We start from the raw sequence: 21348 nt of genomic DNA, 5'->3' as shown, positions 1-21348 counted from the left end.
CGATGCCCGACACCACGGGCGCGGGACAGCGCCGCGGCGGCCCGGCGAACCTGAAAGCGCTGGCCGCGCACGAGATCCGGCGACGCGTCTTCTCCGGGCAGCTGCGCGCCGGGGAGAAGATCGACCAGGAGGCGCTGGCGGACGAGCTCGGCATCAGCAAGCTGCCGATCCGGGAAGCGCTGATCACGCTCGACCACGAGGGCGTGGTGGAGCACATCGCCCGGCGAGGCGCGTTCGTGGCGCGGATGACGCGCGACGACATCCGCGACCATTACCGCGTGTTCGGCCTCGTGTCCGGTCTGGCCGCCGAGCGGGCGGCGAAGAACCTGTCGCCGGAAAGCTTGCAGGCCTTGCACGATCTCGCGGACCGGATGGAGTCCGGAGTGGACCGGGCCGAACAGGAACGGCTGAACTTCGAGTTCCACCGCAGGATCAACTACGCCGCCGATTCCCGCCGGCTGGTCTCGATCCTGGGCATCCTGGCGAAAACGGTGTCGCATGGGTTCTACGAGGCGCACGAGGACTGGCCCGGCAAGGCGCACGAAGACCACCGGAAGATCCTCAACGCGCTCAGCGCTCGCTCGGCATCGCGGGCACGGTCCATTGTGGAGAAGCACTTCTCGGACGGCGGCGAGCGCGCGGTCGCTTTGCTGGAACGCCAAGGATTCTGGGACAGCTGACCCCGGGTGTCAGCGTCGCTTGAGCAGCTGTGCCAAGTGGACACCACGCACGCCGGCCAGCTGATCGGCTTGGGTGCGGCAGGAGAAACCGTCGGCGAGGAACACGGCGTCCGGGTTTTCGCGAAGCGCCGGAAGCAGCGCATTCTCCGCGACGGCAACGGAAACGTCGTAGTGGCCGCGTTCCATGCCGAAGTTCCCGGCCAGACCGCAGCATCCGGCGAGAGTGCGCAGTTCCGCGCCGGTCGCCGTGAGCAGGGCTCGGTCGGCCTCGAAGCCCATCACTGAGTGGTGGTGGCAATGCGGCTGCGCGACCACTGTGACGCCGGACAGATCAGGCGCTTGCCAGCCTTCTGTCTTGGCGAGAAGTTCGGCGAGCGTCGTGACCGCGCCGGAAACCGTTGCGGCGTCCGGATCGTCGGGGAACAAGTCGAGCAGATCGGACCGCAGGACGGCGGTGCATGACGGTTCGATGCCGACGATCGGCAGCCCGGCCTGCGCGTACGGGCGCAGCGTGTGCACGAGGTCGCGGAGCTTCCGACGGGCAGTGTCGAGTTGGCCGGTGGTGATCCAGGTCAGCCCGCAACACGGACGCCGCGGCGGGACGAGCACACGGTATCCGGCATCGGCGAGCACCGCCGCGACGGATTCGGCGACCTCGGTGTCCATGCCGTCCGAGAAGGAATCCGCCCACAGCACCACTTCCGGCCCCTGCTCGCGGATCCTGCGCCGGGATCGGGTGAACGAACGACGGGCGAACCGCGGTGCGCGACGTCGCGTGTCCACTCCGGACAGTGCTAACAGGACCTTCTCGACGGGCCGGATCGACATCAGGGCGTTCACGACGAGCGGGCCGAGCACGGGGATTCGGTGCAGCAGGCGGATCCAGTCCGGCAACCGGCCCAGGGTGTAATGCGAGATTGGCCGGAGCCGGTTCCGGTATTTCCGGTGCAGGGCTTCGGATTTGTACTGCGCCAGGTCTACTCCGGCCGGGCAGTCGCTGCTGCATGCCTTGCACGACAGGCAAAGGTCGAGCGATTCGTGCACCGCGTCGTCCGACCATCCGGAGACCAGCGAACCGTTCGCGACCTCCTGCAAGACCCGGGCACGACCGCGCGTGCTGTCCTTTTCGTCGCGAGTGGCGAGATAAGACGGACACATGAAACCGCCGGCCGTCCGGTTGTCCGCACGGCATTTCCCGACTCCGACGCACCGGTGCACGGCGCGGGTGAAGTCGCCGCCGTCGTGCGCGAAGGAGAATCCGCCCGCGACGACCGGGAGCGGATGTGCTTGCGGGCGGCGGAGATCGGCGTCGAGCGGATGGGGCCGGACGACGACGCCCGGGTTGAGCAGATCGCCGGGATCGAAGAGATTCTTGACCGCGCCGAACAGTTCGATCGTTTCGGTCGAGTACATCTGCGGCAGCAGTTCGCCGCGCGCCCGGCCGTCGCCGTGTTCGCCGGAGAACGAGCCGCCGTAGCCGACGACCAGTTTCGCGGCGGCGGTCATGAACGCGCGGAACACCGACGGGTCGCGTTCGAGCGGCAGGCCGAGCCGGACGTGCACGCAGCCGTCGCCGAAGTGGCCGTAGGGGAGTCCTTCGAAGCCGAATTCGTCCAGGAGAGCGTCGAAATCCCGCAGGTACGCGCCGAGCCGTTCGGGCGGGACCGCGGCGTCCTCCCATCCGGGCCACGCCTGCTCGCCGGTCGGGGTCCGGCCAGCGAGCCCGGCTCCGTCCTCGCGGATCCGCCACATCGCGGCGGCGTCGGCACCTTGCGCCAGCACGACGTGGTCGAGCGCCTGGGAGTCTTTGACCAGACGCTCGGCGTTGTGTCGGGCCTCGGCTTCCGTCTCGCCGCCGACCTCGATCATCAGCCAGCCGGCGCCGTCCGGGAGCGCGGGCACGGCGCCGCGGTGGTTGCGCACCAGGTCGACCAGCCGCGCGTCGAGCCCTTCGACAGCCAGCGGCCGGTGCGGGAGCAGCCCGGGCACGACGTCGCCGGCGGTCGCCATGTCCGGGTAGCCGAGCACGACCAGTAGCCGCGCGGGGGAGATGTCGACGAGGTCGACGGTCGCTTCCAGCGTGACCGCCAGGGTGCCTTCGGTGCCGACCAGCGCGCGGGCGAGCGACCGGCCGTTCTCCGGCAGCAGGTGCTCGAGCGAGTAGCCGGACACCTGCCGACTGAACCGGCCGAACTCGGTGCGCAGCAGGCTGAGCCGGGTGTCGATCAGCTCGGTGAGGCCCGGCACCGCGCCGGAAGGGCCAGCGGTGAACTGGCGTCCGATGCCGTCGATCACGCTGAGTTCGCGAACGTTGTCCGCGGTCCGGCCGTACGCGATCGCGTGCGGACCGCAGGCGTTGTTGCCGATCATGCCGCCGAGCGTCGCGCGGGCGTGCGTGGACGGGTCGGGGCCGAAGCGCAGCCCGTGCGGGGCGGCGGCGCGCTGGAGATCGGCGAGGATCACGCCAGGCTGGACGACCGCGGTCCGCGCCCGGGGATCCAAGTCGACAATGCGGTTGAGATGCCGCGAAAAGTCGATCACCACGCCCGGCCCGATCGCGTTGCCCGCGACCGACGTGCCCCCGCCGCGACTGGTCAGCGGAACGCCGTGGCGGCGGGCTATTTCGAGAGTCGCGAGAACGTCGCCGGTGTCCCTCGGCATCACGACGACCTGCGGGACGACGCGGTAATTGGACGCGTCGGTGGAGTACTCGGCGCGGCGGCGGACGTCGGCGTGCACCTCGCCGCGCACGTTCGCGCGGAGGTCGGCGAGCAGGTCAGTTTCGGTGGGCATCCCAGTGCTGAATTTAGGTGTTTGAAACAGTGTCGTCAATCCGTACGCTGGCCCGATGACCTCGGGACGGAGGGGACCGCCGCCGGAACTGGCCCGGGTGCGGCGGGTGAGCGTGGTGGACTCGCTGGTCGAGGAGATGACCCGGAAAATCCTCGGCGGCGAATGGCCTCCCGGAACCGTCCTGCCATCGCTGCGTCACTTCGCCGCCTCGGCCGGGGTGTCGATGCTGACCGTCCGCGAAGCAGTCCGGACGTTGCAGGCGCGCGGCTGGGTCGAGACGCGCCAGGGGGTCGGCACGTTCGTGCTGGAACCCGAGAGCAGCAGTTTCGTGCCGTGGCAGCTGGGTGCTTCGGACGTAGCCGAGTACCGCGAGCTGGTGGAAGCCCGGGAGTCGATCGAAGCGACCATCATCGCACTGGCCGCCCGCCGCCGGACCGCCGCCGAGCTGGCGGTCTTGACGGATCTGGTCGACCGGATGGCGGCGGCGCTGACCGACCGTGACCGTTTCCTGGAAGCGGATGCCGAATTCCACGTCGCGCTGGCGGAGGCCGCGCACAACCGGATCCTGCTGCGCAGCATGCTCGCGATCCGCCTCCCGCTGCGCCGCCTGATGGCCGACCGGCTCCGCGAAGAACTCGCCGAACACGGCGATCTCACCCGGTCGTGGGAGGACCACCGGGCGATCGCGGAAGGCGTCCGGTCGGGCACGCCGGAGCCAGGACATACCGCACTGGCACGAATCGCCGCCCGCGCGCGGTCCTATGTGGACTCGACGCTGCCGGGTTTGCCTGCGCGCCGTCCGGGTAACCAGACTCGCGACGCCGGGAGGTGATCGAAATGGCCACGCACGTGGACGAAGAACTGTGGACGGAATTCCACCGGGTGGTGAACATGACCTCGCGAGAGCTGGCCGACTGGCTGCGCACCCGGGAGGCGGGCCCGGAAACCGAACCGCTGCCGGACCGCGCGGGCCCCGCGACCGGCCGGAAGGTGCTGTCGATCCTGGGCAAACGCAAGTCGGACGTGAACGACAACGACGTCGAGGTGATGCGCGACGTGGTGGACCGAGTGCACACCTCGCGCCGCGACGACCTGGAACCCGTAGCGGGGGACGCGGGGTGGCGGCAGGGGTTGATGTCGCTGGGGCACGACCCGGTGAAGCCGGTGCGGAGCTGATTTGGCTCCGCCGTTGAGGGGTTAGCGGTGCCGTGACCGTGTCTGCGGTACTGGGTTTCGCCGTCCGGGCTTCGGGGGGCCGCCCGGCGTTCGTCGGCTCGGGTGTCGGCGGCGATAGGCATCGGGGAGCGGTTCCCCTGAGTCGCTGCTTGGTGTGACTGCGCTGGGTCTTGAGCTGCTTGGTGTGACTGCGCGGCGTCTTGAGCTGTTTGGTGTGACTGCGCCCGGTCTTGAAGCGAGCGGCTTCGGCCAGGGAGCACGTGTCTGCCCTGCCCGGCGGCCCCGGCCCGCGAACCGCTCCGGCATCGGGAAATCCGGCACAGCACGCGTGAGCCCCTGGCCTCGGTGCGCCCCCGGGACGCACCGAGGCCTGGGGTTCTTCCCCTCGGCCAGTGGTTCGTGGTCAGCCGCCTGCCATGGCTCCGATGATGAGGAACGGTTCGGCTCCGGAGAGGACCGGGGCGGGCAGGGCGGTGTCCGGGGCGGTGTTCGACAGGTCTTCCTCGCAGGCGAAGAACCGCACGAACGCCCGGCGTTTGCCGGTGGTCGTGTCGCGGACCGTGCCGCGCAGTTGCGGGTACGCGTGTTCCAGTGCGTCCAGCAGGGCGTCTCGCGTCGGCGGGTCTTCCACCGGCAGCTGGATTTCGCCCTCGACCTTCGCCAGGCGGCGCAGGTGCGTGGGCAGCTTGACGCGCACGACGGTGGTCATCGCAGCGTTTGCACCTCGACTGAGCACACCGCGGGCAGGTCGCGCACGATCGGGGTCCAGCTGTCGCCCGCGTTGTTTGACGCGTAGACCTGTCCGCCGGTGGTGCCGAAGTAGATGCCTGCCTCGTCGCAGGTGTCGACGGCCATCGCGTCGCGCAGGATGTTCACGTAGCAGTTCTCCTGCGGCAGGCCCGCGGTGAGCGGTTCCCATTCGTTGCCGCCGGTGCGGCTGCGGTACACGCGCAGCTTGCCCTCCGGCGGGTAGTGCTCGGAATCGCTGTGGATCGGGACCACGTACACCGTTTCCGGTTCGTGCGGGTGCACTGCGATCGGGAAGCCGAAGTCGCTCGGCAGGTTGCCGCTGATCTCCCGCCAGTGTTCGCCCGCGTCGTCCGAGCGCATGACGTCCCAGTGTTTCTGCATGAACAGCACGTCCGGCCGGGACGGGTGCAGGGCGATCCGGTGCACGCAGTGCCCGACCTCGGCGTCCGGGTCCGGGATGCCGTCGGAGTGCAGGCCGCGGTTGATCGGCTGCCAGGTTTCGCCGCTGTCGTCGCTGCGGAACGCGCCCGCGGCGGAGATCGCGGCGAACATCCGCTTGGAGTTCTGCGGGTCGAGGATGATCGTGTGCAGGCACAGCCCGCCCGCGCCCGGCTGCCAGCCCGGTCCGGACGTGTGCTTGCGCAGCCCGGTGAGCTCGCGCCAGCTCTTCCCGCCGTCGGCGCTGCGGTACAGCGCTGCGTCCTGCGCGCCCGCGTACACCGTGTCCGGGTCGGTCAGCGACGGTTCCAGGTGCCAGATCCGCGTGAACTCCCACGGTTTCGGCGTTCCGTCGTACCAGAGGTGGTCGCCCGCCCCGCCCTCGTAGGCGAAGTCGTGGTCGACCTGGTTCCAGGTCTTCCCGCCGTCGTCGGAACGCTGGATCAGCTGACCGAACCACGACGTGGACTGCGACGCGTACAGCCGGTCGGGATCCGCGGGCGAGCCGGCGACGTGGTAGACCTCCCAGCCGCCGAAGTGCGGCCCGTCGACCTCCCAGCGCGTGCGGCCCTCGTCCGAGGTGAGGATGAACGCGCCCTTGCGGGTGCCGACCAATACTCGAACTCCAGGCATGCTTTCTCCCTGACAACGGCCCTGTGACCTGGTTCAACCTAATCTCGCCAGCCGCGCGCCGCGTCTCCATTCTTGCGCTCCCTCCGACGCCAGCGGGGGCAGCGCGACCAGCACCGGAGGCGACCACGAGGGCGCGACGTCGAGCCGGACGTCCTGGCGCAGCGGCACCGGCCCGGCCCGGATCCGCACCGGCCGGGCGGCCGAGCCGACCGCCTGCACGCTCGGTGCCAGCTGCGCGCGCGGATCGGCGGCTGACGGCAGCGCACAGGCCAGCAGCCGGTACGTGCCAGCGGGTACGTCGACGAGCGTGAACTCCAGATCCGGCCCTAGAAGCGAGCCGCTGACGGGCACGCCGCGCGCGGACGACGCGGCGAACAGCCCGACATAGACCGCCGGGGCTCCGTCGAGCGCGGCGACCGCCGCCGGACTCAGCAGCGCGCGGCCGGTGACGGCTCCGCCCGCGCAGTCCGGGCCCGCGACCCGCACCGGTTCCGGCGGGTGCTCGGCGAGGAGGCCGGGCAGCTGCCGGAACCGGTGCGGGCTCACCCCGACCGCCGCGGTGAACCTCGTGGTGAACGTGCCCGGCGCGGAGAACCCGACCTCGTGGCAGATGTCGACCACTTTTTCACCGGTGTCCAGCAGCAACTCCTTGGCGAGCTGGAACCGTTGCGCGGCAAGGAATTTCCCCGGCGGCAGGCCGATCTCCCGCTCGAACGCGCGCGCCAGGTGGAACGGGCTGTAGCGGACGTGGTCGGCCACGTCCTCGAGCGTGAGCTGCCGGGTGCGTCCGGCAGCCAGGAACCTCGCAGCCTCCAGCACGGCGTCCCGCATGTGCACACCTCCTCGGATGTGCCCGCCATGGTAATTCCGGGGACCGACAATTCCGGGGCGTCCGCCATCGGCGGGACCGAGGACGTGGACAGGTGACGCGGGCGAGCGCGGAACCGTGGGGAATTCGCTGCGGCGACGGGCGGCTTACAGTTCCCCGACAGTGGTCATCCGGCGAGAAAAGGGAGCCAGGTTTTCGCTGGTCACCCCCACATTGCGAGCTTTAGCTCGGATGTCCAACAGGGACCGGCCGCACAAGCTGCTCACTTCGCCGCGGCGCGGTTCGCATTGAAGCGCGCCTTCTTCTGCCGGTTCCCGCACGTGTTCATGTCGCACCACCTGCGGGTGCGGCTCTGGCTCGTGTCGAAGAACGCGGCCTGGCAGGTCGGCGAGGCGCACAAGGCGAGTTTGCCGTCCCGCTCACCCGAAATGATGCTGATCGCGTCGGCAGCGATCACTCCAAGAGCGTCCTCCACGGCGGTCGCCGGGTTGAGCTGCCAGCGCCGTTTGCCGTCCGGCGTCAGGACCGCCGACGCCTGGCCCTGCGCGCTTCGGGCATTGATGATTTCGACCGCGTCGGCGGGGAGCGGGTCCTGGAGCGCGGCCGCGGTCGCGGCGGCGTGAATCGACTCCCGCAGTTCCCGGGCGAGCTCGAGTTGCTCGTCGGTGCAGGACTCCACGGCGAGGCCGCTCACTGCCAGCCAATCGGCGAGCCGCTGCGGGACGGGAATGCGCTCGACGGACTCGCCGCGGCGCTCGGTCAGGGTCGCCGTGAAGCTGGTCGCGAGCACGGTGCCGAGGCGGAAGTCAGGGAACGCGGCAGGCATGGAACCAGCTTAGCCGGTTGCGCTCGGACGCGGGCGACTGCTAGAACCGTCTAAGCTGGTTCCAACGACCCGAGGAGGACTCATGACCGCTCTGACCAGCGAAGTAGCAGCATTCGAAGCCCGTGCGACCGACGCTGACCTCGACGATCTCCGGGCGCGGCTCGCCGCGGCGAGGCTTCCGGAGGCCGAGACAGTGCGCGGTTCCCGCCGCTGGGACCAGGGCGTTCCGCTCGCCGACCTGGTCGACCTCGTGCACTACTGGCGCACCGAGTACGACTGGCGCGCGTTCGAGGCGCGCCTCGAACGGATCGGCCAGTTCCGGACGGTCATCGACGGGCTGGGGATCCACTTCCTGCACCGCCGGTCCCCGCGCGCGGACGCCGTCCCGCTGATCTTGACGCACGGCTGGCCGGGCAGCGTCGCGGAGTTCGTCGACATCGTGGACGACCTGGCGGATCCCGAAGACGCCAGCGCGCCGGCGTTTCACGTCGTGGTCCCGTCCTTGCCCGGATACGGATACAGCGACAAACCGGCCACGACCGGATGGGGCACGGAAAAGATCGCCGCCGCGTGGGTGGAATTGATGGACCGGCTCGGATATCGCGAGTTTTTGGCCCACGGCGGCGACTGGGGCGGCAATATCACCACGGTTCTCGCCGGCCGGTTCCCGGAACGGGTTCTCGGCGTCCACACGCTGTTCGCGGAAGCCCCGCCCGGACTGCCGACGGACGGCCTGACCGCAGACGAGCGCCGGTGGACCGAGGAAACCCGCCAGTTCTGGCGGCGTCGCGGGGCGTACGCGAAACTCCAGGCGACCGGGGCGCAGACCATCGGGTACTCGCTCGTCGACTCGCCGGTCGGGCTGCTCGCCTGGCTTGTGGACAAATTCGCGGAATGGTCGGACACCGAGGACAGTCCGTTCGAGACGATTTCCCGGGATCGCGTTCTGGACGACGTCACCCTGTATTGGCTGACGCGCTCCGGGGCGTCGGCGGCCCGGATCTACTACGAGAGCCACAATTCGCTGGACCCAGAGCTTCGCGTGGACGTTCCGGCGGCGATCACCATGTACCCCCGCGACACGGAGAAGACCCCGCGTCCTTGGGCGCGGGAGCGGTTCCGGCAGATCGTCCGGTGGCGCGTGCCGGAACGCGGCGGGCATTTCCCGTCGCTGGAAGTGCCGGAGTACTTCGTCCGGGATCTGCGGGAGGGGCTCGCCGCCGTGCTGCGGGGGTGACAAATGGCAGGGGTCCGGCCCGGCGCCGGCTGGTGTGGTGAATCAGCGATTCCGATGCGAAGAGGAGAGCTGAATGCGAAAGACCATGCCGATCGCGCTTGCCGTCGCGGTGCTGGCGGGGGTGGTTTCGGCTGCCCCCGCTTCGGCCGGGCCGCAGTGGAGCGCCTGCCCGGGACAACCCGGCCTGCAGTGTTCGACCGTGACTGTTCCGCTGGACTACCGGCATCCGGACGGGCGGACGATCGACCTCGCGGTGTCCCGGCTGTCCGCGGCGAAGCCGGAGAAGCGGCGCGGGGTGCTGCTGGTCAACCCGGGCGGGCCGGGTCTCGCCGGGTCGCGCGTTCCTGCGCTGCTGCCGTTTCCGCAGGCGGTGCGAGACAGCTATGACATCGTCGGCTTCGATCCGCGCGGGATCGGTTCCAGTGCGGGGTTGACCTGCGGCCTGAACGACGCGGACAAGACGCTCGCGGCCAACCCGCCCTATCCGCACAACTCGGCGGACGTGGCGAAGTCGGCCGAGCTGGCGGAGCGGATCGCCAAGCAATGCACGAGTTCCGAGACTGCCGACCTGTTGCCGTTCATCACCACCGCGAACACGGCGCGGGACATGGACCGGATCCGGGAAGCCTTGGGGGAGGCGAAGATTTCCTATTACGGCGAGTCGTACGGCACGTACCTCGGCGCGGTGTACACGACGCTGTTCCCGGATCGCAGCGACCGGATCGTGCTGGACAGCAGCTTGCCGCCAGAGGGATACGACGTCGAGGCGTTGCGCGCGCAGGGCATGGGTTTCCAGCAGCGGTTCCCCGACTTCGCGAACTTCGCCGCGAAGCACGACCACGACTATCACCTGGGCACCACTCCGGCGGCGGTGACGAAGAAATACTACGAGCTGGCCGACCGGCTGGACCGCAAGCCTGAGTCCGGGTTCGACGGGACGGCGTTCCGCGGCTTCACGTCCGGGGAAATCCGGAACGACGCCGGTTTCCCTGAGCTGGCCACGTATTGGCATCTGCTCGACACGCATCAGCCGCTCCCCGGAGCCGCCGCGAAGGCGACCGGCGATCGCGGCAGCTTCCCCGTCGGGTACCTCGGGGTGATCTGCGGGGATTCGCAATGGCCGACGTCGGTGCGGACCTATCAGCGCAACGTCGAGATCGACCGAGCGCGGTATCCGATGTACGGCGCTTACGCCGCCAACATCCGGGCGTGTGCGTACTGGCCCGCGCCGGTGGAGCAGAAGGTGCGGATCACCGGCCAAGGACCGGCCGACGTGCTGATGGTGCAGAACCTGCGCGACCCGGCGACGCCGTTGCCCGGGGCGTTGCGCACGCGCTGGGCGTTCGGCGCCCGGGCCCGGATGGTCACCGCCGACCAGGGCGGACACGTCGCTTACGGTTCGGGCGCGAACAACTGCCTCAACGACACGACGACGGCGTACCTGGTCGGCGGGAACTTCCCGGCGCGGGACCGCTTCTGTCCCGCTGAGCCTTCCCCGGCTACTCGGCGCTGAAGATCGGCGCGAAGAACGCGGCCAGCTCGGCGGTAGCGGTGAGGGGAAGGACGTTCGCGACGTATTGGTCCGGCCGGACCACCACTACCGCACCGCCGGGCGAGATGCCGCGGTCGGTGAAGATGTCTTCGGACGCATAGACCTTCTCGTAGTCGATCAGCGAGAACGGACCGGTGCGGGGCAGGAAGATCTCCGGGGCCTCGCCGAGATCGACGTCCTCGTACGGCCGCGGGTAGATCACCTTCACGTCGAACCAGGCGTCGACGTCCAGGTTCTTCGGCGTGTGGGCCACGACCGGGGAGTCCGGGGAATTCCCCAGCCAGTCGGCGAAATCCGCCACCGGAGCGGCGGGTCCGAAGACGTAGACGCGCCACCGGCCGTCGGCCTGGGCGTGGTGTCCTAAGTGGACCGTGTTCGCGTCGCACACACGCGTGACGAGTGCCGACTTGAACCGTTTGCCGATCGGGAACCCGGTCGCCAGGTCCTGGTGCTCCGGCGAGGCGATGAGCACCGAGGGCTGGTAGCGCGTCATGAAACCGGACGGGAACTCGAAGGTCTTCACGTAGAACTCTTCCAGCTCCGCCGGATCGGCCAGGTCCTCCGGCCGGGCCGCCATGAGGGTCGACCATTCCTTGTCGAAGTCGATGAGGTTTTTCGCGATCAGCTGGCGTTCCGCGGAATAGGTGGCCAGCAGCGAAGCGGGACCGCGGCCGTCGAGCACGTGGCCCAGTTTCCAGCCGATGTTGAACCCGTCCTGCATCGAGACGTTCATGCCCTGCCCGGCTTTCGCGCTGTGCGTGTGGCAGGCGTCGCCGGTGATGAAGACGCGCGGGAGCCGGGTGTCGCCGACGGGAACGTCGTCGAATTTGTCGGTGAGGCGATGGCCGACCTCGTACACGCTGTGCCAGGCCACGTTCTTGACGTCCACAGTGTACGGACTCATGATCGCGTTGGCGCGCGCGATGATCTGGTCGATCGTCGTCTTCCGCACGGCGCCGTGGTCGTCCTCGGACACCTCGCCCAGATCGACATACATCCGGAACAATGTGCCGCCCTCGCGCGGGATCAGCAGGATATTGCCGCCGTCGTGGGACTGGATGGCGCATTTCGTGCGGATGTCCGGGAAATCGGTGACGGCGAGGACGTCCATCACGCCCCACGCGTGCAGCGCTTGGTCGCCGACGAGTTGCCGGCCGATCGATTCGCGCACCGCGCTGCGGGCGCCGTCGCAGCCGACCACGTATTTGGCCCGGACCACGCGATCCTCGCCGGTGCGCGGGCCGGCGGTGTGCCGCAGCGTGACGGTAACCGGGTATTCGTCGCCCTCGGTAATGGTGAGCGACTGGAATTCCAGGCCGAAATCGGGCGTCATCCGGCTCGGCGAATGGGCCATGTACTCGGCGAAATAGTCCTGCACCCGGGCCTGGTTGACGATGAGGTGCGGGAATTCGCTGATCCCGGTGGGGTCGTCGGGCACGCGCGACGAGCGGACGATGCGCTTCGGATCGGCGGGATCGGGCTTCCAGAACGACATCGTGGTGATCCGGTACGCCTCCTCGACGATCCGGTTCGCGAAACCGAAGGCCTGGAACGTCTCGACGCTGCGCGCCTGGATCCCGTCCGCCTGCCCGACCTCGAGCCGTCCGCCGCGGCGTTCGACGATGCGCGTGGTGACGTGCGGGAACCGGGACAGCTGCGCGGCGGTGATCATGCCCGCGGGGCCGGTGCCCACGATCAGCACGTCGACCTCGTCCGGCAGTTCCGCGGGCCGGTCGATTCCGGTTCCGGCGGCGGGCAGGACGCGCGGTTCGCCGGAAACGTAGCCGTGGTGGTGGAACTGCATGGATTTCCTCACCTCACTGTGAGCACCAGAGGGGACCGTGTTCGATAATAGAACTCGTTGTTCAATTATTGAGTACAACGATGCTAAGGTGGGCCGCGCCGGTGCACAAGACCCCGCGGGGAAGGACCGAGTCGTGACGGAAGCCAAGCAAGCGGCCGGGTCGCAGACGTTGTCGCGCGGGCTCACCGCGCTCGAAGTGCTCGCCGAGGCCGACGCGCCGCTGTCGATCGGCGAGCTGGCCTCGCGGCTCGGGCTGCACCGGTCGATCACCTACCGCATCGTGCGCACGCTCGAGGACCACGGGCTGGTCGTGCGCGGCGCGAACGGCGAACTGGAGCTGGGGGCGCGGCTGGCGGCGTTGGCGCGCAACGTTTCCCGCGATCTTCAGTCGACCGCGCTGCCCGAGCTGACCGTGCTCGCGAACGAACTCGGCATGACGGCGTTCCTCGCGACGCTCGACGGCGAGGATTCCGTGGTCACGCTGGCCAGCGTCGAACCGCGGCAGGCGACGGCGGCGGTGGCGCAGCGCCCGGGCAGCCGGCACCCGATCACCGACGGCGCGCCGGGTCGCGCGATCCTGCAGCAGCTGCGCGGCGGGACAGCGCCGTACGAAACCAGTCATGACGAGGTGATTCCCGGGCTGTCGTCGATCGCGGTGCCGCTCGCGGTGCCCGGGCAGCATCCGGCCGCGCTCGCGGTGGTGTACCTGACCGGTCCGGCGGACATCGGCGCGATCGGGGAGCGGCTGGCACGGGCGGCGCGGGTGATCCGGGCCGAACTGCATCCGTAACTCGCAATGGACGCGGTGGACAGCGGCCGGGCGAGGGAAGCACGATGGCGTCCGTGGTACAGACGACGCGCTTCGCCCGCTTCCCGCTCGGACATTTCCCGACCCCGCTCGAACCGCTGGACCGGCTCACCGCGCGATTGCGCGAACGCCACCGGGACGTACCGGACCTCTGGATCAAACGCGACGACTGCACCGGTTTGGCGACCGGTGGCAACAAAACGCGCAAGCTGGAATTCCTCGTCGGCGACGCGCTCGCGCAGGGCGCCGACACGCTGATCACCCAGGGCGCGACGCAGTCCAACCACGCCCGGCAGACCGCCGCGGCCGCCGCGCGCGCCGGACTGGCCTGCAAACTGCTGCTGGAACAGCGGCAGGTGCGCGACGAGGAGTACGAGAACTCCGGCAATGTGTTCCTCGACGAACTGCTCGGTGCGGACATCGTGGACCGGGTACCGGCCGGAACTGATATGTCAGCGGCGATGGAAGACGTGGCAGCGAAACTGCGCGCGGAGGGACGGCGGCCGTACGTGATCCCGGGCGGCGGGTCGAATCCGATCGGCGCCCTCGGATACGTCCAGTGTGCGCTGGAGCTGGACGCCGCGCCGGTCCCGGTCGACTGGGTCGTGCACGCGACCGGCAGCACCGGCACGCAGGCCGGGCTCGTCGCCGGATTGCGCGCGGTGCACAGCCCGGCGCGGGTGCTCGGCGTCAGCGTGCGGCAGCCGGAAGCCCGGCAGATCGACGCGGTGCACGGGCTGGCCGTCCGGACGGCGGAGCTGCTCGGGACCGAGGTTTCCCGCGACGACGTGCTGGTGGACGACCGCTGGGTCGGCGAGGGCTACGGCGTGCCGACCCCGTCCATGGTCGACGCGGTGCGGCTGCTCGCCGAGACCGAAGGGATCCTGCTGGACCCGGTGTACTCCGGAAAGGGCTTCGCCGGTCTGCTCGGCGGGATCGCGGAAGGCCGGTTCGCCGCGGACGACCGCGTCGTCTTCGTGCACACCGGCGGCGTCGCCGGGCTGTTCGGCTACCGGTCCGCGTTCCAGTGATCGCGGGCGTCCTCGGCGGCATGGGTCCCGCGGCGACCGCGGAGTTCTACGCGAAGCTCATCGCGCGTACGGTCGCGGAGCGCGACCAGGACCACCTTCGGGTGGCGATCTGGGCCGACCCGACGGTGCCGGACCGGGTCGCCGCGGTGCTCGACGGGAGCACCGACCCGTATCCGGCTTTGCTTGCCGGGGCGGAAAAACTGCGCGATCTCGGCGCGTCCGTGATCGCCATGCCCTGTCACACCGCGCATTTCTTCCTGCCCCGGCTGGCCGCGGACAGCGGAGTGCCGTTCGTGGACTTGGTCGCGGAAACGGCGGACTTCCTCGCCGGACGGACGGGTCCGGTCGGCCTGCTCGGCACTCGCGGGACGATCGCCGCCGGGCTGTACCAACGGCGAGTGCCCGAGGTCGAATGGGTGGTGCCGTCCGAGGCAGGGCAGCGGGAAGTCGACGCAGCGGTGGCGGCGGTGAAACGCGGCGACTTAACCGGTGGAGCGGCACATTTCGACCGGGCGCTGGCGGAGGTCGACGTGCCGTTGTCGGTGCTGGCGTGCACCGAACTCCCGCTGGTGGCGGGAAACGCGACCGGGGTGCTGGACCCGACAGACCTGCTCGCCGACGCGGTGATCCGCCACTGCGGTGGAAAACCGGTCGACGTCCGGCCGTCCGCCTGACAGAGTCCGGTCATGACCGATCTGCTGACCGCCGCGGACGTGCTGCTCATGCAGGAACTCGCGCAGCGGGTCACTGCCGTGCGCCCGGAACTCGTCAACAGCGACGCCTCCTACGGCGAGCTGGCCTGGAACTGGGGCAGAGGGTATGCCGCACAAGGCGCGAGCTGGGTCCGCCGGCTGTGGTTCGCCGGCGACGACCTCGTCGCGTGGGGCTGGGCGCAACTGCCCCGGAGCGTGCGGCTGAACGACGGCTCGGTCAAAGACGTCACCGGTGCTTACCTGGCATATCAGGTCCATCCCGACCACGCCGGGCTGGTCGACGACGTGATCGACTGGTTCGACGCCACCGCGGACGGCCTCGAGCGCACCGTGCTCCCGGGCGCGGCCGACAAGTTCGGCCTGGAACGCTGGACGGCGCACGGCTACGGGCCCGATCCGGACGGCCTCGGCGACACCGGATCCTGGACGCAGCTGAACGAACGCGACCTCGAGGTGCTCGAAACGCCGGTGCTGCCGGACGGATTCCGCTTCCGCACCGCCGCCGAAGCCGGGCCGGAGGCGGCTGTGCGGGCGCATGTGGACGCGTGGGGCGTGACCGCGTACACGCTGGAAGGCTACGAGGGCGTCCGCGCGACCCCAGCGTATCGCGGTGACCTGCATGTCCTGGTCGAAGCGCCGGACGGGACGATGGCGGCGTCCACGATCATGTGGCTGGACGAGGCGAACAAGACCGTCGAGTTCGAGCCGGTCGGCGCCCATCCGGACTACCGGCGGCGGGGACTGGGCCGAGCGATGCTGCTGCACGGCATGGACCGCGCGCGGGCAGCCGGAGCTGCCCACGCGACGGTTGCTTGTCTTGGCGCGCCTGGACATCCGTCGGCGCGGGAGCTGTATTACGGCGTCGGGTTCCGCGAAGTGTGCCGGGACGTGCCGCTGCTCAAGCCCGCGTGAGCGGGGGCTGGCCCATCCGCAGCGCGCCGAACTTCGCGGACGTCCGGACCGCGTCGAAGCCGTAGCTGATCATCTCGGTCTCGTACTCCCGCAGCGCGGGGAGGAGGTCGGTCTCGGTGAGCTTCCTGGCGAGCAGTTCGGCGTCGCGCAGGGCGGTGTTCGCGCCGACGCCGACCGCAGGGCTCATCGCGTGGATCGCGTCGCCGAGCAGGGTCACCGACGTGATCGGCCACGGCTCGACCGGCACGCTGGTGCGCATGAAGATCGGGAACAGCGTCTCGGGATCGGCGAGGGCCAGCAGTTCGCTGGCTTTCGGATTCCACTTGCGGGCCAACGAAACCGTCATGTCCCGCAACTCGCGCCCGGTCGCGGCGCGGAGTTCGTCGTCGGAGCACGGCAGCAGTTCGGTGCGCGCGGCGAACAGGCACATCACGTAGTCGCTGGTGTCGGTGAGCCCTGGCAGCGACGGCGGACGCCGGGAGTGGACCGGGGCGATGCCGATGTGCTGGTGGTCCGGGCCGAAGAGCCCGCGGTAGATCCCGAACCACTCGTCGGGGATCAGTTCGGCGGTCTCGCGGGTGAGCGGGAAGCGGCCGTACATGATGCGCACGCCGGTGTCCATGACGCGGGCGTGCGGCAGGTATTGGCGTCGGATAACCGAATTCACGCCGTCGGCGGCGACCAAGACGTCCGCTGAAGCGGTGGATCCGTCGGCGAACGTCGCGGTGACGGTGTCGTCCAGGCGGTAGCCGGTGCATTCGCGGCCGAACTCGACGACGTCGTCCAGCCCGTGCAGAAGGATCTCGCGCAATGTGCGCCGGTTGATCGAGACATTGCGTTCGACCGGTTCCTCCGGCGGCGTCCCGGTGAGGTAATTGGTACGCGACGGCGTCGAACTGGCATCCCAGATCGCCCGGCTGAGAGGGGCAGGAAGCAGCCGGTCCAGCGCGTCGAGGCCGTGCGGGTCGAGCCGCAGGCGGTACCCCTGCAACCGGCCGGCCGCTGAGATGTCACGTTCGCGGACTGTCACAGCGATCCCAGCGCGGTGCAATCCCTGCGCGAGCGCGAGCCCGCCGATGCCGCCGCCGATGATCAGGACACGAAGTTTTCCGGGCACAGCGAATTCCCCTTCTGAGTACGGAACGAGGGGACGTGCTGGACGCACCGGAAAGGTGCGGGTACGAGCGCGGCGCGCCGCCCGGACTACCTACCGGGCCGTGGCTTTCGACGTCCTGGGTCACCCTAGCTTTTTCCGGAAGCGGATTGTCAAGGACGGATTTCCGCCTAGGCTGGGCTCATGTGCGCACCGGGGCCGGAGATCCGCGGGACGCGGGTGGAACTGCTGACCGCCCCGGACTGCCCGAACGCCGAAGCGGCCCGGTCGCTGGTGGCCGAGTGCCTCGCCGAGAGCGGCCTCGACGCGGCGGTCGTCGAACGCGTCGGCAGCTACCGTTCGCCGACGATCCTGGTCGACGGGGTCGACGTGATGGGCACGCCTGGGCCGGTGGCAGGGGACGCCTGCCGTCTTGACGTGCCGACGCGGGAGCGGATGCTCGCCGCGTTGGCGGCTGTAAAAGCCTGACCGGAAGCCGTTGCAGCTCGCTAGTTGTCTTCGGGGCACCCTTCGCTCTGGTTCACATTACAGATGTAATGTACGCTCGCCCGGACGAAGCCGAGGAGGTGCGGATGAGCCGGTCCGGAACCGCGGACGACCCGACCGGGACGAAGCTCGCCCTGCGGCGGGCGGCGGTCGGCGTGGTCGCTTCCGACGGGCTGCGCGGCCTCACCTACCGTGCGGTCGCGCGGGCGGCGGGCTGCACCACCGGCGCGGTCCAGCACCACTTCTCCTCGATCGACGACCTCCTCCAGTCCTCTTTGGACCTGGTGCTGGAGGAGAGCGCGGAGAACGGCCTGATCGGCGCCCGCACCGGCGTCTACGCGGACGGTCCCGAGGTGCGCCAGCGGTTCCGGGACAGCGCGGACCTGCAAGTGTTCCAGTACCAGCTGGTCGTGGAAGCGGCGCGGCGGCCCGAACTGCGGCCGGTCGTGCGGCGGCTCTACGACGGCTATCTCGCCGCGGTCGGCAAGGAACTGTCGGCCGACGGCGGGCTGGCCCAGCTCGTGTTCTACGCCCTCGACGGAATGTTCCTGCACCAGGCGGCGGATCCGGACGTCGATCCGGGCCCGGCGCTCGAAGCCCTGCGCGGCCTGCTCGCGGCCGCGCGTTAACCGAACCCCGACTCCCGCTCCGGCCGCGCTCGACGCCGCCGGGGTCGAAGTGTTGCCGGATACCATTGCGCCGCAAGAACTTCCCACTGTCCTATCCGGAATTTCCTCGTCGCTCAGGTGTTGACTTAATCAACACCTAGGGGTCAGACTCGGCGCATCCCCGAAGCCGCCGAACCGAAAGGCGTACCCGATGCCCGACACCGCCGCCGCGACCTTGCTGATCGACGGCCGCTGGCATTCCGCCCCGGCGACGTTCGACGTCGTCGACCCCGCGAGCCTCGCCGTCCTCGGCCAGGCCGCCGACGCGGGGCCCGAGCAGGCGCGGGACGCACTGGCCGCGGCCGCGCGCGCCGCCCGCGGCTGGGCGGACACCGATCCGGAGACCCGCAGCGGCCATCTGCGCGCCGCGGCCGCCGGAATCCGCGCCCGGCAAGGAGAACTGGCCGCGTTGCTGAGCCGCGAGAACGGGAAACCGCTCGCCGAGGCGAACGGCGAACTGGCCGGGGCCGCCCGGATGCTGGAGTGGGCTGCGGAGGAGGGCCGCCGCGCGTACGGGCGGGTCACCCCGGCGAACGCGGCCGGTCCCGGGCTCGTCCTGCGCTCGCCGGTCGGCCCGGTGCTCGCGATCACGCCGTGGAACTTCCCGGCCAGCATGCTGATCCGCAAGGTCGGGCTCGCGCTCGCGGCGGGCTGTCCGGTGATCGCGAAACCGGCCGAGCAGACCCCGCTGATCGCCACCGCGCTGCTGGAAATCGTGCAGGACACCGGTTTGCCCGCCGGGGTGCTGCAGTCGCTGACCACCACGCGGCCCGCGGAACTCGTCGGAGAATTGCTGGCCGACCGGCGGCTGCGCAAGGTCAGCTTCACCGGTTCCACCGAGGTCGGACTGGGCCTGCTGCGCCAGACCGGCGACATCCTCCGCCGCACGTCGCTCGAAATGGGCGGGCACTCGCCGGCGATCGTGTTCGAGGATGCCGACCTCGAAGCGGCCGCGGCGGGCGTCGTCACCGGGAAGTTCTTCAACGCCGGGCAAAGCTGCACCGCGGTGAACCGGCTGTACGTCCACGAAAGCGTCCGCGACGACCTGCTTTCCTTGATCGAAAAGAAAACCGCCGCGCTGAAGGTCGGCCGAGGCGACGCTGAAGGCACCCACGTCGGTCCGCTGATCGACGAGGCCGGGCTGGCGAAGGTGGAGAACCAGGTCGCGGACGCGGTCGGCAAGGGCGCGCGCGTGCTCATCGGCGGCAACCGGTGGACGGATCCCGCGCTGCCGGGCCATTTCTTCGAGCCCACCGTGCTGGACGGCGTCACCCCGGACATGCTCATCAGCCGCGAGGAAACGTTCGGCCCGGTGCTCGCGGTGTCGGCCTTCCGCACCGACGACGAGGCCGTCGAACTCGCCAACTCCACCGATTACGGCCTCGCCGCCTACGTGTTCGGCACTGATCTGCGCCGCATCTGGCGCATGCTCGACCGGCTCGATTTCGGCGTGTTCGGCGTCAACGACCCGGCACCGGTGCGTCCGGAACTTCCCTTCGGCGGCCAGAAGAACTCCGGCCAGGAACGCGAAGGCGGGGCCGAAGGCATCGACGCCTACACCGAGACCAAAGCCGTCGCTCTGCGGTTCTGAACCGCTCCCCGAAAGGAATCCGCATTGACCACCGCTGACCTCGCCGCTGCCGACCAGCGCACCCTCATCCACCCGCACACCGTCATCGGCGACCCCGCCGAACCGCTCGTCCTCGACCGCGGCGAAGGCGCGCTGCTCTGGGACACCGAAGGCAACCAGTACATCGACGGCACCTGCGGCCTGTGGCAGTGCCCGGTCGGCCACGGCCGCGCCGAACTCGCCGACGTCGCCGCCGAGCAGATCCGCAAGCTGGAGTTCTACTCGTCCTTCGGCGACTACTCCAACGCCCCGTCGATCCGCCTCGCCGAACGTCTCCTTTCGCTCGCCCCGGCGGGTCTGGAACGCGTTTTCCTCACCAACGGCGGTTCGGAAGGCAACGAAACCGCGATCAAGCTCGCCCGCCTCGCCTTCCATCACGCCGGTTCGCCCGAGCGCACGGTGGTGCTGGCGCGGCACGGCGGTTACCACGGCATGGGCGGCGCCTCGCTGGCCGCGACCGGCATCGAAGGCCTGCGCGCCGGGTACGGTCCGCTGCTGCCGGACGTCGAATGGCTCGGCAAACCGCACGGCATCGAGCACGGTCCCAACGCGACAGACATCCTCGCGGCCGAGCTGGAGAAGCGGATCGAGGAGATCGGTCCACATCGGATCGCCGCGTTCATCGGGGAACCAGTGCTCGGCGTCGGCGGGATGGTGCCGCCGCCGGAGGGTTACTGGCCGCGCGTGCAGGAAGTGTTGCGGCGACACGGGATTCTGCTGATCGTGGACGAGATCGTCACCGCGTTCGGCCGCACCGGGCACTGGTTCGGCAGCGAGCACTTCGGCATCGAGCCGGACATGATCGTCACCGCGAAGGGACTCACCAGCGGGTACATTCCGATGGGTGCGGTCCTCATTGGACGGAGGGTGCTGGAGCTCGCCGAAGGCGCGACCTTCCTGCACGGCTTCACCTACAACGGCCACCCGGTCGGTTCGGCGGTCGCGCTGGCGAACCTTGACCTGATCGAAAAGGAGAACCTGCTCGAACGCGCCACCGTCCTCGGCGCCCGGCTGCGCGAGCGGCTCGACCCGCTCGCCGAGCTGCCGCACGTGCGCGAGGTCCGCGGGGTCGGCCTGATGCTCGGCATCGAGTTCGCGGACCGGCCCACCGCGCCGGTGCAGGCGGGCTGCCGCGCGGACGGCGTCGTGGTCCGCGCGTCCGGGACCAGCATCGTGCTGTCGCCGCCGCTGGTGATCACCGAGGACCAGATCGACACTTTGGCCGACGTGCTGTGCAAGCACGTCGCCGCCGCGGCGAGCTGAACGGA

Annotated in this window: 20 protein-coding genes; 13 read left to right on the top strand and 7 right to left on the bottom strand. The window is 69.8% G+C overall.

Annotated elements, in window-relative coordinates; all coding sequences use genetic code 11:
* Positions 1 to 2: 2 nt before the first annotated feature.
* On the top strand, positions 3 to 680 hold the full coding sequence (locus PUT80_RS10545; protein WP_037819734.1) for a GntR family transcriptional regulator: 678 nt from the start codon (positions 3 to 5) through the stop codon (positions 678 to 680).
* A 9-nt stretch (positions 681 to 689) separates the two neighbouring features.
* Here the strand turns inward: PUT80_RS10545 and PUT80_RS10540 are convergent, their stop codons facing one another.
* Positions 690 to 3473 (bottom strand): FAD-binding and (Fe-S)-binding domain-containing protein, encoded by a 2784-nt coding sequence (locus PUT80_RS10540; RefSeq protein ID WP_275291773.1) that lies wholly within the window; start codon positions 3471 to 3473, stop codon positions 690 to 692.
* A gap of 55 nt (positions 3474 to 3528) precedes the next feature.
* Between PUT80_RS10540 and PUT80_RS10535 the strand changes: the two genes are divergently transcribed.
* Together PUT80_RS10535 and PUT80_RS10530 are read left to right on the top strand one after the other, a co-directional pair.
* Positions 3529 to 4305, top strand: coding sequence for an FCD domain-containing protein (locus tag PUT80_RS10535; protein WP_275291772.1), 777 nt, complete (start codon positions 3529 to 3531; stop codon positions 4303 to 4305).
* 5 nt (positions 4306 to 4310) lie between these two features.
* Positions 4311 to 4649 (top strand): DUF3140 domain-containing protein, encoded by a 339-nt coding sequence (locus tag PUT80_RS10530; protein WP_275291771.1) that lies wholly within the window; start codon positions 4311 to 4313, stop codon positions 4647 to 4649.
* Positions 4650 to 5052: 403 nt separating this feature from the next.
* Here PUT80_RS10530 and PUT80_RS10525 read toward each other — a convergent pair whose 3' ends face one another.
* The 4 genes from PUT80_RS10525 to PUT80_RS10510 form a co-directional block, all read right to left on the bottom strand.
* Complete coding sequence (locus PUT80_RS10525; protein ID WP_275291770.1) at positions 5053 to 5358, bottom strand: MoaD/ThiS family protein; 306 nt, start codon at positions 5356 to 5358, stop codon at positions 5053 to 5055.
* Positions 5355 to 6470 (bottom strand): sialidase family protein, encoded by a 1116-nt coding sequence (locus tag PUT80_RS10520; RefSeq protein ID WP_275291769.1) that lies wholly within the window; start codon positions 6468 to 6470, stop codon positions 5355 to 5357. Before PUT80_RS10520 ends, PUT80_RS10525 begins: the two co-directional genes overlap by 4 nt.
* Positions 6471 to 6503: 33 nt before the next feature.
* Positions 6504 to 7301 carry a helix-turn-helix transcriptional regulator gene (locus PUT80_RS10515; protein WP_275291768.1) on the bottom strand — a complete coding sequence of 266 codons (798 nt, stop codon included), beginning with the start codon at positions 7299 to 7301 and terminating at the stop codon, positions 6504 to 6506.
* 260 nt (positions 7302 to 7561) lie between these two features.
* Positions 7562 to 8125 (bottom strand): CGNR zinc finger domain-containing protein, encoded by a 564-nt coding sequence (locus tag PUT80_RS10510; RefSeq protein WP_275291767.1) that lies wholly within the window; start codon positions 8123 to 8125, stop codon positions 7562 to 7564.
* A gap of 82 nt (positions 8126 to 8207) precedes the next feature.
* Here PUT80_RS10510 and PUT80_RS10505 point away from each other — a divergent pair, with 82 nt between their 5' ends.
* Both PUT80_RS10505 and PUT80_RS10500 read left to right on the top strand, forming a co-directional pair.
* Positions 8208 to 9362 carry an epoxide hydrolase gene (locus PUT80_RS10505; protein ID WP_275291766.1) on the top strand — a complete coding sequence of 385 codons (1155 nt, stop codon included), beginning with the start codon at positions 8208 to 8210 and terminating at the stop codon, positions 9360 to 9362.
* Between the two features lie 73 nt (positions 9363 to 9435).
* Positions 9436 to 10875 (top strand): alpha/beta hydrolase, encoded by a 1440-nt coding sequence (locus tag PUT80_RS10500; protein ID WP_275291765.1) that lies wholly within the window; start codon positions 9436 to 9438, stop codon positions 10873 to 10875.
* Here the strand turns inward: PUT80_RS10500 and PUT80_RS10495 are convergent.
* Entirely contained in the window at positions 10862 to 12718 is a 1857-nt protein-coding gene (locus PUT80_RS10495) for an FAD-binding monooxygenase (protein WP_275291764.1), read from the bottom strand. The two genes, PUT80_RS10500 and PUT80_RS10495, sit on opposite strands and share 14 nt — an antisense overlap.
* 133 nt (positions 12719 to 12851) lie before the next feature.
* On the opposite strand from PUT80_RS10495, the gene PUT80_RS10490 reads away from it, so the two are divergent.
* From PUT80_RS10490 to PUT80_RS10475, 4 genes are read left to right on the top strand one after another with little or no spacing between them, the layout of a single operon-like run.
* Positions 12852 to 13508, top strand: a complete 657-nt coding sequence (locus PUT80_RS10490) for a helix-turn-helix domain-containing protein (RefSeq protein ID WP_238607081.1) — start codon at positions 12852 to 12854, stop codon at positions 13506 to 13508.
* 44 nt (positions 13509 to 13552) lie between these two features.
* A complete protein-coding gene (locus PUT80_RS10485) occupies positions 13553 to 14557 on the top strand; it encodes a D-cysteine desulfhydrase (RefSeq protein WP_275291763.1) in 1005 nt (334 codons plus the stop codon).
* Complete coding sequence (locus PUT80_RS10480; RefSeq protein WP_275291762.1) at positions 14554 to 15231, top strand: amino acid racemase; 678 nt, start codon at positions 14554 to 14556, stop codon at positions 15229 to 15231. Before PUT80_RS10485 ends, PUT80_RS10480 begins: the two co-directional genes overlap by 4 nt.
* Before the next feature lie 12 nt (positions 15232 to 15243).
* Positions 15244 to 16182 carry a GNAT family N-acetyltransferase gene (locus PUT80_RS10475; RefSeq protein WP_275291761.1) on the top strand — a complete coding sequence of 313 codons (939 nt, stop codon included), beginning with the start codon at positions 15244 to 15246 and terminating at the stop codon, positions 16180 to 16182.
* Here the strand turns inward: PUT80_RS10475 and PUT80_RS10470 are convergent.
* On the bottom strand, positions 16169 to 17299 hold the full coding sequence (locus tag PUT80_RS10470; RefSeq protein ID WP_275291760.1) for an NAD(P)/FAD-dependent oxidoreductase: 1131 nt from the start codon (positions 17297 to 17299) through the stop codon (positions 16169 to 16171). The genes PUT80_RS10475 and PUT80_RS10470 overlap by 14 nt on opposite strands.
* A 180-nt stretch (positions 17300 to 17479) precedes the next feature.
* Between PUT80_RS10470 and PUT80_RS10465 the strand changes: the two genes are divergently transcribed.
* From PUT80_RS10465 to PUT80_RS10450, 4 genes are all read left to right on the top strand, one after another.
* Positions 17480 to 17764, top strand: coding sequence for an alkylmercury lyase (locus tag PUT80_RS10465; protein ID WP_134666653.1), 285 nt, complete (start codon positions 17480 to 17482; stop codon positions 17762 to 17764).
* A 104-nt stretch (positions 17765 to 17868) separates the two neighbouring features.
* Positions 17869 to 18411: a TetR/AcrR family transcriptional regulator gene (locus PUT80_RS10460; RefSeq protein WP_051729766.1), complete on the top strand. Its 543-nt coding sequence runs from the start codon at positions 17869 to 17871 to the stop codon at positions 18409 to 18411.
* Between the two features lie 190 nt (positions 18412 to 18601).
* Positions 18602 to 20041: an aldehyde dehydrogenase family protein gene (locus tag PUT80_RS10455; RefSeq protein WP_275291759.1), complete on the top strand. Its 1440-nt coding sequence runs from the start codon at positions 18602 to 18604 to the stop codon at positions 20039 to 20041.
* Positions 20042 to 20065: 24 nt separating this feature from the next.
* Positions 20066 to 21343, top strand: a complete 1278-nt coding sequence (locus PUT80_RS10450; protein WP_275291758.1) for an aspartate aminotransferase family protein — start codon at positions 20066 to 20068, stop codon at positions 21341 to 21343.
* Positions 21344 to 21348 lie beyond the last annotated feature (5 nt).

The sequence above is a fragment of the Amycolatopsis sp. La24 genome, from assembly GCF_029087445.1.
Lineage (GTDB): Bacteria > Actinomycetota > Actinomycetes > Mycobacteriales > Pseudonocardiaceae > Amycolatopsis > Amycolatopsis nivea.
The sequence above is the reverse complement of the archived record's forward strand: the minus strand, read 5'-3'. Positions and strand labels throughout refer to the sequence as shown.

Bases quoted from the DNA above. Each gene is read 5' to 3' on its own strand.
- PUT80_RS10520 (WP_275291769.1), bottom strand. From the start codon at position 6,470: ATGCCTGGAGTTCGAGTATTGGTCGGCACCCGCAAGGGCGCGTTCATC.
- PUT80_RS10460 (WP_051729766.1), top strand. From the start codon at position 17,869: ATGAGCCGGTCCGGAACCGCGGACGACCCGACCGGGACGAAGCTCGCC.
- PUT80_RS10495 (WP_275291764.1), bottom strand. From the start codon at position 12,718: ATGCAGTTCCACCACCACGGCTACGTTTCCGGCGAACCGCGCGTCCTG.
- PUT80_RS10465 (WP_134666653.1), top strand. From the start codon at position 17,480: ATGTGCGCACCGGGGCCGGAGATCCGCGGGACGCGGGTGGAACTGCTG.
- PUT80_RS10475 (WP_275291761.1), top strand. From the start codon at position 15,244: ATGACCGATCTGCTGACCGCCGCGGACGTGCTGCTCATGCAGGAACTC.
- PUT80_RS10455 (WP_275291759.1), top strand. From the start codon at position 18,602: ATGCCCGACACCGCCGCCGCGACCTTGCTGATCGACGGCCGCTGGCAT.
- PUT80_RS10515 (WP_275291768.1), bottom strand. From the start codon at position 7,301: ATGCGGGACGCCGTGCTGGAGGCTGCGAGGTTCCTGGCTGCCGGACGC.
- PUT80_RS10505 (WP_275291766.1), top strand. From the start codon at position 8,208: ATGACCGCTCTGACCAGCGAAGTAGCAGCATTCGAAGCCCGTGCGACC.
- PUT80_RS10540 (WP_275291773.1), bottom strand. From the start codon at position 3,473: ATGCCCACCGAAACTGACCTGCTCGCCGACCTCCGCGCGAACGTGCGC.
- PUT80_RS10525 (WP_275291770.1), bottom strand. From the start codon at position 5,358: ATGACCACCGTCGTGCGCGTCAAGCTGCCCACGCACCTGCGCCGCCTG.
- PUT80_RS10535 (WP_275291772.1), top strand. From the start codon at position 3,529: ATGACCTCGGGACGGAGGGGACCGCCGCCGGAACTGGCCCGGGTGCGG.
- PUT80_RS10485 (WP_275291763.1), top strand. From the start codon at position 13,553: ATGGCGTCCGTGGTACAGACGACGCGCTTCGCCCGCTTCCCGCTCGGA.
- PUT80_RS10510 (WP_275291767.1), bottom strand. From the start codon at position 8,125: ATGCCTGCCGCGTTCCCTGACTTCCGCCTCGGCACCGTGCTCGCGACC.
- PUT80_RS10530 (WP_275291771.1), top strand. From the start codon at position 4,311: ATGGCCACGCACGTGGACGAAGAACTGTGGACGGAATTCCACCGGGTG.
- PUT80_RS10545 (WP_037819734.1), top strand. From the start codon at position 3: ATGCCCGACACCACGGGCGCGGGACAGCGCCGCGGCGGCCCGGCGAAC.
- PUT80_RS10500 (WP_275291765.1), top strand. From the start codon at position 9,436: ATGCGAAAGACCATGCCGATCGCGCTTGCCGTCGCGGTGCTGGCGGGG.